The 15,000-nt window shown below is 49.0% G+C and carries 15 protein-coding genes and 1 pseudogene; 3 read left to right on the top strand and 13 right to left on the bottom strand.

The annotated features are described in order from the left end of the window. Nucleotides 1-23: 23 nt before the first annotated feature. Genes KB559_RS03705 through KB559_RS03685 form a run of 5 tightly spaced genes read right to left on the bottom strand, consistent with a single transcriptional unit; the run spans nucleotide 24 to nucleotide 2,748 of the window. Nucleotides 24-569, bottom strand: a complete 546-nt coding sequence (locus KB559_RS03705; protein WP_211020369.1) for a GNAT family N-acetyltransferase — start codon at nucleotides 567-569, stop codon at nucleotides 24-26. A gap of 47 nt (nucleotides 570-616) precedes the next feature. Next, nucleotides 617-1,072, bottom strand: a complete 456-nt coding sequence (locus tag KB559_RS03700; RefSeq protein ID WP_211020367.1) for a GNAT family N-acetyltransferase — start codon at nucleotides 1,070-1,072, stop codon at nucleotides 617-619. Nucleotides 1,073-1,120: 48 nt separating this feature from the next. After that, nucleotides 1,121-1,591 (bottom strand): DMT family transporter, encoded by a 471-nt coding sequence (locus KB559_RS03695; protein ID WP_211020365.1) that lies wholly within the window; start codon nucleotides 1,589-1,591, stop codon nucleotides 1,121-1,123. 19 nt (nucleotides 1,592-1,610) lie between these two features. Then, a complete protein-coding gene (locus KB559_RS03690) occupies nucleotides 1,611-2,309 on the bottom strand; it encodes a Crp/Fnr family transcriptional regulator (RefSeq protein ID WP_211020363.1) in 699 nt (232 codons plus the stop codon). 13 nt (nucleotides 2,310-2,322) lie between these two features. Next, on the bottom strand, nucleotides 2,323-2,748 hold the full coding sequence (locus tag KB559_RS03685) for a DMT family transporter (RefSeq protein WP_211020361.1): 426 nt from the start codon (nucleotides 2,746-2,748) through the stop codon (nucleotides 2,323-2,325). A 166-nt stretch (nucleotides 2,749-2,914) separates the two neighbouring features. Here KB559_RS03685 and KB559_RS03680 point away from each other — a divergent pair, with 166 nt between their 5' ends. Then, entirely contained in the window at nucleotides 2,915-3,364 is a 450-nt protein-coding gene (locus KB559_RS03680) for a MarR family winged helix-turn-helix transcriptional regulator (protein ID WP_211020359.1), read from the top strand. Between the two features lie 88 nt (nucleotides 3,365-3,452). Here the strand turns inward: KB559_RS03680 and KB559_RS03675 are convergent, their stop codons facing one another. The 4 genes from KB559_RS03675 to KB559_RS03660 all read right to left on the bottom strand — a co-directional run bounded on the left by KB559_RS03675 (nucleotide 3,453) and on the right by KB559_RS03660 (nucleotide 7,617). Continuing rightward, nucleotides 3,453-4,640: an aminotransferase class I/II-fold pyridoxal phosphate-dependent enzyme gene (locus KB559_RS03675; RefSeq protein ID WP_211020356.1), complete on the bottom strand. Its 1,188-nt coding sequence runs from the start codon at nucleotides 4,638-4,640 to the stop codon at nucleotides 3,453-3,455. Next, complete coding sequence (locus tag KB559_RS03670; RefSeq protein ID WP_211020942.1) at nucleotides 4,630-5,592, bottom strand: D-alanine--D-alanine ligase; 963 nt, start codon at nucleotides 5,590-5,592, stop codon at nucleotides 4,630-4,632. The genes KB559_RS03675 and KB559_RS03670 overlap by 11 nt, the downstream gene beginning before the upstream one ends. 16 nt (nucleotides 5,593-5,608) lie before the next feature. Then, nucleotides 5,609-7,072 (bottom strand): aminotransferase-like domain-containing protein, encoded by a 1,464-nt coding sequence (locus KB559_RS03665; protein WP_211020354.1) that lies wholly within the window; start codon nucleotides 7,070-7,072, stop codon nucleotides 5,609-5,611. 140 nt (nucleotides 7,073-7,212) lie between these two features. After that, on the bottom strand, nucleotides 7,213-7,617 hold the full coding sequence (locus KB559_RS03660; protein ID WP_211020352.1) for a GNAT family N-acetyltransferase: 405 nt from the start codon (nucleotides 7,615-7,617) through the stop codon (nucleotides 7,213-7,215). A gap of 220 nt (nucleotides 7,618-7,837) precedes the next feature. Between KB559_RS03660 and KB559_RS03655 the strand changes: the two are divergent. Beyond that, nucleotides 7,838-8,547, top strand: a pseudogene (locus KB559_RS03655) (TioE family transcriptional regulator). Between the two features lie 85 nt (nucleotides 8,548-8,632). On the opposite strand, the gene KB559_RS03650 reads toward KB559_RS03655, so the two are convergent. The 4 genes from KB559_RS03650 to KB559_RS03635 all read right to left on the bottom strand — a co-directional run bounded on the left by KB559_RS03650 (nucleotide 8,633) and on the right by KB559_RS03635 (nucleotide 13,303). Further along, nucleotides 8,633-8,878 (bottom strand): glutaredoxin family protein, encoded by a 246-nt coding sequence (locus KB559_RS03650; protein WP_211020350.1) that lies wholly within the window; start codon nucleotides 8,876-8,878, stop codon nucleotides 8,633-8,635. A 33-nt stretch (nucleotides 8,879-8,911) separates the two neighbouring features. Further along, entirely contained in the window at nucleotides 8,912-9,532 is a 621-nt protein-coding gene (locus KB559_RS03645; RefSeq protein ID WP_211020348.1) for an NAD(P)/FAD-dependent oxidoreductase, read from the bottom strand. A gap of 73 nt (nucleotides 9,533-9,605) precedes the next feature. Then, nucleotides 9,606-12,047 (bottom strand): heavy metal translocating P-type ATPase, encoded by a 2,442-nt coding sequence (locus KB559_RS03640; protein ID WP_290407062.1) that lies wholly within the window; start codon nucleotides 12,045-12,047, stop codon nucleotides 9,606-9,608. A 242-nt stretch (nucleotides 12,048-12,289) separates the two neighbouring features. Continuing rightward, entirely contained in the window at nucleotides 12,290-13,303 is a 1,014-nt protein-coding gene (locus tag KB559_RS03635) for a UDP-N-acetylmuramate dehydrogenase (RefSeq protein ID WP_211020346.1), read from the bottom strand. Between the two features lie 283 nt (nucleotides 13,304-13,586). On the opposite strand from KB559_RS03635, the gene KB559_RS03630 reads away from it, so the two are divergent. Next, nucleotides 13,587-14,933, top strand: a complete 1,347-nt coding sequence (locus tag KB559_RS03630; RefSeq protein WP_211020344.1) for an ABC transporter substrate-binding protein — start codon at nucleotides 13,587-13,589, stop codon at nucleotides 14,931-14,933. Nucleotides 14,934-15,000 lie beyond the last annotated feature (67 nt).

Genomic DNA, 15,000 nt, shown 5'->3' with positions numbered 1-15,000 from the left:
AAATGGACAATGTTTCGTCACACTCAAAACGGGAAATCGTCCCAGTTAATTGGCGTGGTTTTGTTTTCCGCCCAATCTTCTCGAAGAATTGCATATCCGATAGAATCATGAAGCTTCCCGTCTTCCGACGGCCAAGACAATCGGTGTACCGCTTCTTTCACAAAGCCTGCATTGTGAAATGTTTTGCGCATTGCGTAATTGTCGACCCTTGTATGGCCTTCAAGCCGAATTTTATCGTCATGCTTCGTAAACACGTATTCGACAAGCAGCTTAACCGCTTGTAAACCAATGCCTTGGCCGCGATACTTCGCAGAAATGCGAATATCGAACATTGGGGTCGGATCTTGAAGATCAAATACCCGCAGCAATCCGAGTTTTGTATCCTCATCGTTCAGAATCCAGAATGTTTTCTTCTCGTCGGTCGAGTTATATCTTCCTTGTGCAACTTGCTCGCGCACGTTACTTTCCGTCAACGTCGCTATTCCATGATACGGCCAGGTTTCACCCGCAAGAAACGCAATCAACGCTTCGGTCTCATCGTCGTTATAAGGCTTTAGACAAATAGACATAAATAACACCTACTCCTTGATCCTTTAATCATTAATTTGGACCCGATTCACAGTTCCTTCGTCATAAATAAACTGTACGGGTCCTCCACATACTCCGCAAAGGGACCGCAATATTGAAATCCAACACTTTCATACAATTTTCTGGCCGGAGCGAATGCTTCCATGGGGCCCGTCTCCAGACTAAGCCTGCGATAGCCTCGGCGTTTGGCTTCCTGAATTATAAATTCCATCAGCTTTCTTGCAACTCCCTTTTTTAAATGCTGCGAAGAAGTGCGCATCGACTTGATCTCCCCATGGTGAGCGTCAAGCTCTTTCAAGGCTCCGCATCCGAGCAATTCCTCCTGCTCCCAGACACTCCAGAACGTAATATCCGGTTTTTTTAACTTTTCAAGATTAAGGGCGTGAATGCTTTCCGGCGGGGAATGCAATTCCATACTTTGCAGATGCTCCTCTATTAACCTGGCTACCTGATCTCCGGATAAATCATCGATTTTGATTTCCAACACAATTCCTCCGCAATCTTTAGTTTTATAACAATTATATAGTACGAATTATTCCCCTTGTACTGACGGCTTTCGACCCTGCAGCAACCCTCCGAATTTGAAGACAAATATACCCGATACAATCACTATAACACCAATGAACTGTTTGAAGGTGAACGGCACTTGCTCCAATCCGAACCAGCCAAGAGAGTCCCATAACAGGGCGAAAACAAGCTGTGAGGTCATCGCGATCGAAATGGCATAGGTCGGTCCAAGCAGCTTGATTCCGTTTACCATGCAGACGACAACCCCTACGCCGATGATCCCGCTAAACCAGAACCATAGCTCCATATGTTGAACGGCAAACAGCTTCTTTCCTTCTACAATCAATCCGATCACCAGGGAAGCTAAAAATCCCAACCCCAACACTAACGCGGTCGTCGCCCAGGAGTTCGCGCGTTCATTGACTTTACTATTGAAAATATTTTGCAGACCCACCAGCGCACCGGCGAGCAGCGCCCAAAAGATACCTATTAACATGGCTTTAATCTCCTTCCTTTTACTCGTAGATATTATGACTGGTTAGTGCCCGCAGCCCTTCACGATTCTTGACGATAATCCCGCCCTTGCTCCGCTCGACCAGACCTTCCGAACAAAACTGATACACGATCCGGTTCAAATGCCTGTAGCTGACACCGATCAGATTCGCCGCATCCTTCAGGCCCGCCGTACTTAACTGTTCATGAAGCAGTTCATCCGACTCGCCCGAAGAGACCGACAAAAGATAGCTTGCCAGCCGCACTTCTACGGGGTACATCAAATTGAAGCTGAACGAATTGGATTTGATATAAAACTTCTGAGTTATAATGTCCAGCAGAAACTGAAGAAATGGCGCATGGTCGTTTACATACTTCTTTAACTGGCGATATGGGATGCCGATCAGTTGAACCGGCGTAACTGCCTCAACGGTATTAACGATGTCCGTGTTTTTTACGTATTCTATGTCTCCTACGAGCTCAAGCGGTGTTTTGAAGCAGAGAACCAGAGTTCTTCCTTCCGCCGAGGTCGTATAAATTTTGAGTTTCCCTTTAACAAGTACGTAAAGCGTTCCCGATGGATCTCCTTGTGAGCATACGAGTTCACCTGCATCATAACTGTATAGTGCCATATGAGGTTTCAACGATTCCGTAAAGATCGGTTCCAAATCAAATTCCTGTAAATGCGAGTTCAGGATTTCCATGTCCAAAATCTCTTTCATGGTTCTTCTCACCTCAAAATCTTAAAATTATGACGCCTGCCACCATCAATAGTATGCCGATAAACTGAGGTGCCTGCATTTTTTGCTTGGCTACACCAAACCATCCTTTACTGTCTATAAGAAAAGTGAGGCTCAGTTGGGCAATCAGCAGTGCGGATATTGTAAAGGTAGCCCCCATCTGTTGAATCGCCGTTACGTTGCCGAAAATAATAATCGCCGCCAATGCGCCTCCCGTCAAGTATAAAGGCTTAACCTGCTTAAACTCCCGCAACTTGCGGTCGCGGATAAATAGCAGGATCAGCAGCGCCGTTACAAACCCGGTCCATTGGGTAAGCGTGGCCGCCTGCCAGGTCCCGATGCTCTGACTGATTCGGGAATTGGCTACCCCCTGCAAAGTAATCAAAGCCCCTCCCAGGAATGCAAATAACAACCCTCTCATCGTTGGTTTCTCTCCCTTAATATCTCTAATGTTAGCTTAAGTTATCTTAATTAAAAGATATCGCTATCGCCTTAGAGTTGGGAAGGACATATGTCCTTAAATGAAAGAAATGATATTTGCAAACTGCAACATAAAGAGATATAACTGATTTATGAGGTGAACGAATATGGAAAATACTCGCGAATTGTTTCAGATTATGACACGTCAGTTCGCACTGCTTAATAAAAATTGCTGCAGTGTCGGATCTCTCGACATCTCCCCGGTACAAAGCCATATTCTGTTCGAGGTCAGCCGCCAGCATAAGCCGTCGATGCAGGAAATCGCGGAAACGCTGGGCACGGACATTACGACTTTTAGCCGCCAGGTCCAGTCCTTGATGAAGCTGAACCTGCTTCAGAAGACGCCGGATTCAACAGACCGCCGGGTATACACCCTTTCTTTAACAACCGAAGGACAGATTGTCGCCGATTCGATTGAGCGACAAATGAACGATTACCTGGACGAAGTGTTTTCTCACTTGACGGTATTCGAGAAAGAGACGGTATTGCGGTCCGTCCGTTTGTTTAATGAGGTTTTGGCAAAATTGGAGATGAACTGCAATCCTGTTTCAGGTTAAAGTCCAATTGTCATTACTTGTATTTTACAAATTACCAAAAAACAGTCGATTCCCGAGAGGAAACGACTGTTTTTGTTTATCGCCAAGTTTAATGGCAAAGCGTAAACGATGTCTTTTGGATAGCTTTCTTAAAACGCTCAATTCGTTCCAGCGCCTCGCACAGTTTCTCCCGGGACGCTGCGTAAGAGCAACGGATATGCCCTTCGCCGCCGACTCCAAAAACATGACCCGGTACGGTGGCAACTCCCTCTTCCTGCAATAGTCCCCTGGCGAACTGCTCGGAGCTAAGGCCGGTATCCGCAATGGAAGGAAAGGCGTAAAAAGCGCCCTCCGGGATGTGACATCTCATCCCAAGTTCATTCAGCCCTTGAACAAACATGACTCTGCGCCCGTCATATTCCGCTTTCATCCGGTCCTTGGCGTCAAGTCCGCTGCGCAGCGATTCCAGCGCCGCGATTTGGCCGAGTACCGGTGCGCACATGATCGTATACTGATGGATTTTCAGCATCCCGGCAATCAACTCCCGGTCGCCGCACGCATATCCGATGCGCCAGCCCGTCATGGCAAACGCCTTGGAGAATCCTCCGATCACAATACAACGATCTTTCATGCCCGGGAGCGCGGCGATGCTGAAATGCCGCTGGCCATATGTTAGCTCGGCGTAGACTTCATCCGAGATGACCAGGAGGTCATGCTGGGTGACAAGCTCAGCAATCGGCAGCCAGTCTTCTTCCGTCATGACTGCGCCTGTCGGATTGCACGGATAGTTCACCACCAATATCTTGGATCGCGGCGTAATCCGTGCAGCCAGCTCATCCGCCTCCAGCTTGAAGTTTCGCTCCGCGGAGGAAGGAATTTCTACGACCTCCGCCCCATGCAGGCGGGCGATCGGCGAATAAGCGATATAACCGGGCGCCGGAATCAGCACCTCGTCCCCTGGCGTCAGGAACGTTCGGAGTGCCAAATCGACCGCTTCGCTGCTCCCGACAGTGACTAGGATTTCATGTTCTGGCTCATACTTTAACCGGAAGCTCCCATTCAAATAGTATGAGATTTCTTCCCGCAGTTCAGGCAAACCCGCATTTGGCGTGTAGCTTGTTCTCCCTTCGTTCAAGGCGCGAATGCAAGCCTCGCGAACATGCTCCGGCGTTACAAAATCCGGCTCCCCTACACCCAACTGGATGGTATCCTTCCGGCCGGCGCCAGTCTCAAAAAAAGCGCGGATGCCGGATGGCGGAATATCGCGAACTAAAGGTGCAATCCTCTCACTTCCCATAAGCGGTCACACTCTCCTTTTGCAGACTCAAGTTGTGAATCCCGTTCTGCTCCCGTTCTTGCAGCGACAGCTCGATGATCCGATCCAGTAATTCGTTAAATTTGAGGCCCGCCGCTTGCGCACTTTTCGGCAGCAGACTGTTCGGCGTCATACCCGGCAGCGTGTTCACTTCCAGAACATACGGAATCCCGTTGCGCAAAATCATATCTACGCGGGCATACACGCTGCATTTCAAAATCCGGTAACTGCTTATCGCAGCATCCTGCACACTTGTTTGAATTTCTGTCGGCAAAATGACCACCTGTTCCTCCGCTCCCCCGTCCTGATACTTGGCATGATAGTCAAACCACGCCGAGGCTTTAGAGCGGATGCCGATGACTGGCAACAAATCCTCGCCGACAATGGAGCAGGTGATCTCTTCTCCCTCCACCAATTGTTCGATGAGCACGGAAGAGTCCCAGCGCAGCGCCTCCTGAACGGCTGCTTTCAAAGAAGCTTCATCGGAAACCGGCAGCGTTCCGACGCTTGATCCGCCCGAATTCGGTTTGACAAACACCGGGTATCCCAGCTGTGCTACGGCTTCCGCGTCATATTCCTCCATTCCGCTCCAACAAAGCCAATCCGGCGTCGGGATTCCGGCAGCGCGAAGTAATTGCTTGGATCTATTTTTATCCATACAGAGAGCACTGGACTCTACGCCGCTTCCCGAATACGGAATGCTCAATGATTCCAATGCCGCCTGAACCGTTCCGTCCTCCCCGTATGCGCCGTGGAGCGCAAGCAGCGCAAAATCGATACCTTGGACTTGCTCGCTAAGATCCTCCTGCTTCACGATCTCGATCGGAACCACCTCATACTTGCTGCGATCCAGTCGAGCCAGCATTTCTTTTCCGGTCATCAACGATATTTCACGTTCCGAGGACATGCCTCCCATCACAACGCCAACCTTCATCATATTTTGCACCCCTCTACCCCTCAAGTTGTTTGGCGGCCAATCCGCCTATGATTCTAAGCCCTTTATCAATATCTTCATCACTCACCCGCGAGAAGCCGACCCGCATCGTATTGACTCCGCCACCGTCCGTAAAGAACAGGTCTCCCGGAGTAAAAATCACACCATTCTCAGAGCAAGCCTCCAGCAGTTGGTGCGTATCGAAGTTCTCCTCGAATTCAAGGAACAAATGAAGCCCTCCGTCCCCCGTTACACGGGCAAACGGAATGTATTTTTCGCAGCATAGCCGCGTCCATTCATATTTCCTTTTATACTCGGCCCGTGCCTTTTTTAAGTATTTCTCCAAATGACCATTATGCAGATATTGAAACAACACCGACTGGTCCAGCGTCGAAGTATGGATGTTCCGGGCCCGCTTTATGCTTTCCAAATAATCGATAAGCTCCCTGTCGGCCAGTACCCACCCGACCCGTAGACCGGGAAACAGCACTTTTGAGAAGCTGCCGATATAGATGACGCCATTGCCCCGTCCGGCCGTAGCGATCAGGGGGAGAGCATGGGAGCCCGAATAGCGCAGCTCTTCATTAAAACCGTCTTCAATCACCGGGATTTGATGCTCGGCCATCAGTTTCATGAGAGCGATTCTTTTGCCGGGGGAGGTTACAATCCCTGTCGGGTTATGATAAGACGGAACGAAATAGGCGCAATCGTAAGCCCGTTCGGACAAAGCCCGCTCCAGCTCCCTTAGGTTAATGCCGTCATGCTCCATCGGAATCCCCTTAATCTCGAAGCCGTTTAGCTTGAGGTTCTTGATGGCCGTATGATGCGTAGGATTTTCACAAAGGACAGCTCCGCCGTTGTTCTTCCCGAGTGCAGCGAGAATCATATCGAAACCTTCGGTAAACCCGCTGGTGATGAGCATATCTTTGCCTTGCAGATCTACGCCCTTTTGTTCCATATATCTCATCAGCAACTCAATCAGCGGCTTATAGCCTTTCGCATATCCGTAATTCAGCAGCACATTACCCTCGATAGCCATCCTGTCCAGAAAGGCCCGCTTCACATGGTCAAGGTCAAACAGGTGATCGTCCGGAGCGATGCTCGTAAAAGAGATCGTATTCCTGCCGGCGCGAATTCCGCTCTTCATCCGGTCCAGATCCACGGCCTGCCGCGCGTAGTCGTTCAAGCGGGAAGACCAATCGGTCTTCCAGGGAGGAACGGCATCGCCGGTTGCCGCAGACAAGGGCGCCACGTAACTGCCTTTCCCCTGAAGGGTATATACAAAGCCTTCCTCTTCCAAACCCTCATAAGCGGCAATGACCGTGTTACGGCTTACGCCGAGCAACTGGCCCATCTCGCGCGTGGACGCGAGCTTCTGATCTCCGTGCAGTGCGCCTTTAAGGATTAATCTTTTTATATATTGCTTAACCTGAAGATGGACCGGAACGTCCTCCTCCAGAATTTCGAAGTCGTTAAACATAACAGCACTCCCTCCAACAACATCATGACACATTCGGGGAAGATATGAAAAGAACCACAGTGCTCCGTTTTTGACGGAGGCGTGGTTCCCGGGTTTGATAACATGGCTGAACCAGAGTTAAAGATACTCTTTTTAAGGAGTCATCGAGTCAGAGACATGCCGTAGAAGTCAGGATAAATCAGCTTAAATCCATGTTTTTGATACAACTTAAGGCCTGGAACATCCGAAACTGTTAAGATATTCGCCTCCAGGGGAGCGTTTTGATGAAGGTAATCCAAAATTTCAAGAATCAGCAAATCGCCTGCATCTGTATCCTTGAATGCCGGTTTAATGAGCACGTCCACAATTTGAAAGTAGCAGGCACCGTCTCCTATCACTCTTCCCATCCCGATAATTTCAGAGTCTTCTCCTCGAAGTGTCACGCAAAATAGTGAATTCGACAAGGCCGTAGCTGCAAATTCTTCAACCGGGGAAGTAAGACCGGCTTCCTGACGTAATTCCTGATATTCTTTTACTGTCGGTGTTTCATGAAATGTGTTCTTCATCTTGAATCTCTCCTTTTGGGCCAGGTTATACCACGAATATACAACATTCATGCAAGTGCGAAGATTTGAGCCTGAGAGTATCGGAAAGCTGAACTAGATTTAGAGCAACCTTATCATGCTTCTTGAAGGTTCTTTGTGAATGTTTGTCCCGGATTGATGCTTTTGATATAGTGAGCATGATCAGACAGACAAGAGGATGCCAGGAAGGGAAGTGCGAAACGTGGATTACTACAAGCCCGTCGAGATTGCCCGGGAACTTCAAATCAGTACGAGCGCACTCCGCCATTACGAATCCTGGGGCGTTGTCCCGGCCCCCGAACGCGCTGCAAACGGTTATCGGCTTTATACCGGAATCCATCTGGCCTATTTCCGATGTCTCCGCGCGATGTTTCCGGGGTTTGGAGTGCAAGTGACTTGTGAAGTGCTTCGACTCATCCAGAAGAGTGATATCGATGCGGCCTTCTGGCTGGTCAACAAGGAGCAGGCTATTCTCCATCATGAAAAAGCCGCCGCCGACCAGACGCTGGCCATGATGGATACACTGGAACTCCCTCCTTTGCCGAACAGGAGATTGAAGCAGCGCATGACTATCGGAGAAATTGCTGCATTTACCGGTTCAGCCCCATCTGCGATTCGCCACTGGGAAAAGGAAGGATTAATCGCACCCGAACGTGATCCTGAAAACGGGTATCGTCTCTTCTCGCCGGTAGACGCGCGTAAAATTTTGCTCATTCGAACACTGAGAGGTACGGTTTATTTCCTGAAAAGCATGAAGGAAATCGTTCAGGCAGTAGAAAACCAGTCCATAGACAAGGCAATAAAATTACCGAGCAGGCCATCTTCTCAATAAATGAGCGCAACAGACAACAATATTTTGGCCTACATCAACTGATTGAACTTTGTAAGGAGCTTAATTTAGTTACAAAATAATTATTATGTAAACTATTAGAATTGATTGAACATACTATAACCCGGATCGAAACCGATCCGGGTTATAAGAATAATGATATTCATATTATTGCTGGCTTACCAATTCACGAATTTCGGAGAAATGATCCGCAAACCCGACGAATACCTGATCGCCGATCACGATGGTTGGTACGATCTGTTTACCCGTCAGTTCCCAAATGATTTTCGGATACTCCTCGTTTTCCTCACAATTGAATTCCTCAAAAGGCACCTGCTGTTCTTTAAAAAAACGTTTGGCGTTATTACAATCACTGCAAGTCGGAATCGTATAAATCTTCACCGGTTTGGTCATTACGAATATCCCCTTTCTTGGATCATTTCTGAATTACGCTGCAGCTTGCCGCAATTCTTCCAGCGAGATGCGGTCGACAAATTTACTGAATTTCTCTTTCGGCTTCGCATGCTCTTTATAAAAATAGATGAGGGCACTAACGACCGGAATGAGCTGATTTGCGGATAGGCCGGTCATAAGCTTGCTGGCGAACTTCGGTTTGATTCCCTTAGGATCACCGCCGACATAAATGTCGAAGGTATCTCTCATCTTCACTACGCCGATATCTTTGAGCAATGGTTCGCTAGTTCCGAGTGCACAGCCGGCGTAACCGATCTTGAGCGGCGCCGGAGTCTCGATTCCCGCGATGACTTCGTTTAAAGCCCGGGCCGTATCCAGCCCGGCCTCCTCCGCTCCTCTGCAAAATTGACATGCAATCAGGCTCTTGCTTACAAAACCGGCAGGGTAAACTTCAAGCCCAGATTGCTGAAGCTCCTCTTCGATGGTCCTCATGTCATTTTCGGCGATTTCGATATAGATCTGTCTGAAATTAGTCATTTCGATCATGGCATCAGGTTCTGCAAGACTTCCGATCTTCATCAGCTGCTCCGGAGTAAACAGGCTGCCGCCTAACTGAACTGCCGGGGCTACCGCAATTCTTGTGTGTTCTCCCATATGCGCCTCCTAACTTGATCTTTTAAATAAATAATTAATCATATTAATTCATCCCGTTAATTAACTGCATTAATTATCGAATTTTGACACGTTGCAGGCGGAGTGCATTCAGTACAACGGATACTGAGCTGAGCGCCATTGCCGCACCTGCAACCCAAGGGGCAAGCAGACCGATGGCTGCAACAGGGATGCCCAGCGTGTTATAACCAAGCGCCCAGAACAAGTTTTGCTTAATGTTTGTCATGGTTTTACGGCTCATATAGATAGCGTCAGGAATGCTGGACAGATCACCGCGCATCAGAGTTACATCCGCAGCTTCCATAGCCACATCTGTACCGGTTCCGATGGCCATCCCGATATCTGCCGTCGCCAGTGCAGGAGCATCATTGATGCCGTCTCCCACCATGGCAACGATCTTTCCTTGCTCCTGGAGCTTCTTAACTTCTTCCGCTTTGCCTTCGGGCAGCACTTCCGCGCGGACATGATCGATACCTACTTGCGCGGCGATGGATTTGGCTGTCCGCTCATTATCTCCCGTAATCATGATGACCTGAATACCCATCTCTTTCAAACGGCTTACCGCGGCTTTGGATGTTTCCTTGATCGTATCCGCGACAGCTACCATACCTGCATAACGGTTATCGAACGCGACCAGCATAGCGGTCTTACCGTCTTCCTCTAACCGGGACATGGTATCATAAGCCTGCTTGGCGTCTACCCCGTGTTTCTCCATCAGTTTGCGAGTCCCTACAAGGATGGTTTTACCGTTTGCGGTCGCCTGAATGCCGTAACCCGGAATCGCTTCAAAAGTGACCGTTTCTGCCAATTCAATATTTTTCTCCCGGATTCCCGCTACGATCGCTTCGGCAAGCGGATGCTCCGAATTTTTCTCGGCCGCACCGACCAGAGCAAGGAATTCCTGCTCGTCGCCTTCCGGCAATACATCCGTAAGCTCCGGTTTCCCGTTCGTTACCGTACCGGTTTTGTCGAGAATGATGGTATCGATTTTGTGGGTTTGCTCCAGATGCTCGCCGCCTTTGAACAGGATTCCGAGTTCGGCAGCCCGACCGGATCCCGCCATAATGGAGGTTGGCGTAGCCAAGCCAAGCGCACAAGGACAGGCGATAACGAGCACGGCTATCGCTTTTTCCAATGCTTCCGCAAAGTTCCCTGGCGTTACCATGAAGTACCACACTAAGAAAGCAACTATGGCGATGCCTACAACAATCGGCACGAAAATTCCGGAAATTACGTCTGCTACCCGTTGAATTGGAGCCTTCGAACCTTGGGCTTCCTCTACAACTTTGATAATTTGGGCCAGGGCCGTTTCTTTGCCCACTCTCGTTGCTTGAACTCGCAGCATCCCGTTCTTGTTAATGGTCGCACCAATGACGGTGTCGCCCGGTTTCTTCTCTACGGGAAGACTTTCGCCGGTCAGCATCGATTCATCTACGGACGACAAACCTTCCAGCACCTGACCGTCCACCGGAATTTTCTCGCCGGGCCGAACAAGGACGATATCACCGGCTACAACTTCTTCCACCGGTAACGTAAGCTCCTGGCCGTCACGTACAACCAAAGCGGTCTTGGCTTGAAGGCCCATCAGCGATTTGATCGCTTCGGAAGTGCGCCCTTTCGCCAGCGATTCGAACAATTTCCCCATGATGACCAGGGTAATCAGCACTGCGCTCGTTTCGTAATACAACGAAGGTCCGTGATGCATACCGCCCCCTTCAGCGGCCCAGACGATCGTGAGGTATAAGCTGTAGAAGTAGGCGGCCGAGGTGCCCAGAGATACCAGCACATCCATATTGGCACTGCCGTTACGGAGCGCTTTATAAGCGCCTATATAGAACGTTCTTCCGATGATGAACTGAACAGGCGTGGCCAGAATCAACTGGAACCAGGGATTCATGAAGAGCTCTGGCGTGTAAATCCAGGAAGTGAACGAGAAATGGCCGACCATCGTCCACAACAACGGGAAAGAGAGGATCGCCGAAATGAGCAATTTCAGCTTCTGACGCCGCACTTCCTTTCCCCGCCGGTCGCCCTTCTCTTCATTTTCCTGTTTCGTTATTGCCTTATAACCGAGCTGTTTGACTTTGTTCTGCATATCCGTAACGGAGATTTCACCAGGTGAATACTCCACATGCGCGGTTTCCAGGGCGAAGTTGACGGAGGCTCCGGTTACCCCCGGAAGCTTCTGCAACCCTTTTTCGATCCGGTTCGCACAAGCGGCGCAGGTCATGCCCTCCAGTTTAAAGTCGACGGCTTCTTTCGCTGTCCCGTAACCCAGCTTTTTGATCGTTTCCTCCATCCGGTTTATATTAACGATGGCCGGGTCAAAAGTTACGCTTGCTTTCTCTAAAGCAAAGTTGACATTGGCCGCCGATACTCCCTCCAGTTTGTTCAGACCTTTCTCAATCCGGTTGGCACAAGCGGCGCAGGTCATACCTGTAATTTGAAAATTGGCCTGCTTACTGGGATTCGCTGTATTTGCAGTGCTATCGTTCACGTCACTTCCTCCTAATCCTAAGGGTTATTGTTTTATTTCTAATGTTGGACTTTATTCTGGCTTCCATTCATTTCTTGTTCATAGTATACCCCCCTACCCTATAATTCGTCAACACCAATTTACGAAACCCCCGTACCGTATATTTGATTCATTCATATTCCAAGGAATTCTCCTGTTCTCCAATAACAGAAAAGCCCGGATCAGCACAGTTGATCCAGGCTCGCTTATTATCCCGATAAATTTTATGACACAATGACTACTTCCGCTTCCGGAACAAAGCCGAAATGCTTGTCTATCGATTCCTGCACTATCCGAATTAGGTAAATGACATCCTCCGCCTTGGCTCCACCCCGGTTTTGGATAACATTGCCGTGAACAGGTGAAATCATGGCGTTGCCATGCTGCGTGCCTCGAAGATTCAATCGATCCGCCAACTTTCCGATGGGTTCGCCAATGGAATAATTGTTTTTGAAGACCGACCCGCACGAAGGATATTCAAAATGCATTTTCCCGGTCCGGTCAGCAATGATGCCTCGCATTGGAGTCGCTGTCGGATCGTCCTCCTGCTTAAGCCGATTTAAACATCTCATATAAAAGTTAGAGAATACTTGCAAACTGGAATTCTCGAGAATTCCGCTATCCAATTCGGCCAGAAACGGTTGGAGAGCTTCCGGGCGGACCGGAAACTGCTTCAATTTCAAATCGGCGCTCACGATGAACCAGTTTTTTCTTTGAAAAATCGATCGCTTATAGGCAAATTCGCACTGCTCTACGCTTATCGTTCTGATCCCTTGCCGGGGATCGTCAAGATCCACATAGTAAACCCTATCTATATAATCGCTGATATGGCTGCTGAAATATTTCGCATTCATATATATCCCGCCGCCTAAGGTTCCGGGGAGCAAGAAACAGAAATCAAAGTCGGATGTCCCGACGACTGCGCCCATCAGGGCCAATAAAGACATAGGCGTCCCCGCAGCTACATGGAGCCGGTCCTGATTCAGAGTGATTTCTATATGGGAACGTGTGGATATAAATAAGGTATCCGGGTTGGGGTGGTCGGGAAACAGCAAATTGGACCCCATTCCGAAAAACAACGGATTCAGACCATGTCTCCATGCGGCTTCCAACACTTCCAGCACATCGGTATCCTTACGGGGCAATGCCAAAAACCTTGCATTACCGCCTATCTCATAGGTTGAATATCGGGATAAGGGCTGGTCCTTTTGAATACATGCAAGTTCCATAGATGTCATTTGAAACTCCTTCCTGATGCTAGGCGCAAACAATAAATGCCTACATTAACATACAACAATGTATATTATGTAGGCTGCTTATCCAGATTGCAATCTGTGACCGAGGAGATCTTGTTCCATTTTGTCGATAAATGTTGAAAATTGTACCAGTACATCCAAATTGTAAAATTTTATCCCTGAATTATAGAATTATCCCCCTGTCTGGATTTGGAAACGTAGATTAATCTTTTAGTAACCAACCAGAATTACATAAATTATTAATATTTCGCTGGGGGGATTTGAATTGAAAAGGTCTTCATTAGTACTGCTCAGTATCATGTTAGTATTCTCCATGTTTCTTGCCGCGTGCGGAAATAAAAGCGCTAACAATCCAGCGCCGGCCGAACCTACAAACAATTCCGCGGCCACGACTGAACCGCAGCCTGAGGAAACTAAAGCACCTGATCCGGTCAAGCTTCGCGTGTTCTCGACGTTCGGCGGCACGGATGCTGCTCGTGAGGCGTTCCAAGGTGTAATCGACGAGTTTACCGCCAAATACCCTCACGTCACCGTTGAGAATGACACACTGTCGGCCAACGACGACGGATTCCGTACCAAAGTCAATACCGATATGACAAGCGGTAACGAGCCCGATCTGCTGTTTTACTTTATCGGAACGGATGCGGAAGGCTTCGTGAATGCCGGTAAAGTAGTTCCATTGAATGAAATTCTGGATGCCAATGCGGAATGGAAGAACGGATTTATTCCGGATGCTCTGAAATTGGCTACACAAAAAGACGGCAACATCTACGCTGCTCCGCTTACTGGATACTATGAAGGATTATTCGTAAACAAGAAAATTTTCGAAGATAACGGCCTGGAGCTTCCAACAGATTGGGATAAGCTGACGACTGCCGTGAAAACGCTCTCAGCGAAAGGGATCATTCCGCTCTCCGTACCTTTCGACCAATCGCATTACCTGATTGAGCATACGATTCTATCGGCTGCCGGCCCGGAAGGTCAGAACAAAGGCCTGCTTGACGGCATCGATCCGAACTGGGAAAAAGCTTATGCCGCTATGAAGGAACTGTATGACCTCGGAGCTTTCCCGAAAGATGCAGCTACGATTGACCTGGGGATGTCCGGAAACTACTACAGTGAAGGTCTCGCCGCAATGACCCTCGAAGGCTCCTGGGCAGTTGGAAGCTGGACCGAGGAAACTCGTAACAATTCGACGGTAATTCCGTTCCCGACTGTCCCTGGCGGTGTGGGAAGCGGTAACGACATCATTGGCGGCTTCGGATCCGGCTTCTATCTCTCTAAAGCTGCATATGACAACGCTGCTAAAAAAGATGCGGTAGTTGAACTGTTGAAGCATCTGACATCCCCTGCCAGCATCCAAAAGATCGCCAGCGCCAACGGCGGTACTCCTGCCGCGGACGTTGAAGTCACAGGGCTTGCACAAGTTGCTCTTGACGGATTCGCAATGGCTGCCAAAGCAAACGTAATCAGCGCTCCGGTTGACAGTAAGGTTGCTCCGGAAACCTTCTCCGATCTTCGCGCTAGCGTTCAACAAGTGGTCACCGGCAAGAAAACGCCGACTCAAGCGATCGAGAGCGCCAAAAAAGTCGAGGATGCCAACAAGAAGTAATCTCATTTTTGAAGGCAGAGCTCATAAACGGATCAGCGCCGCACCGAAAGATTTCTTCGGGCGGCGT

It is taken from the genome of Paenibacillus sp. Marseille-P2973, assembly GCF_018101095.1.
Lineage (GTDB): Bacteria > Bacillota > Bacilli > Paenibacillales > Paenibacillaceae > Fontibacillus > Fontibacillus vini.
This window is presented reverse-complemented; position numbering and strand designations above follow the sequence as displayed.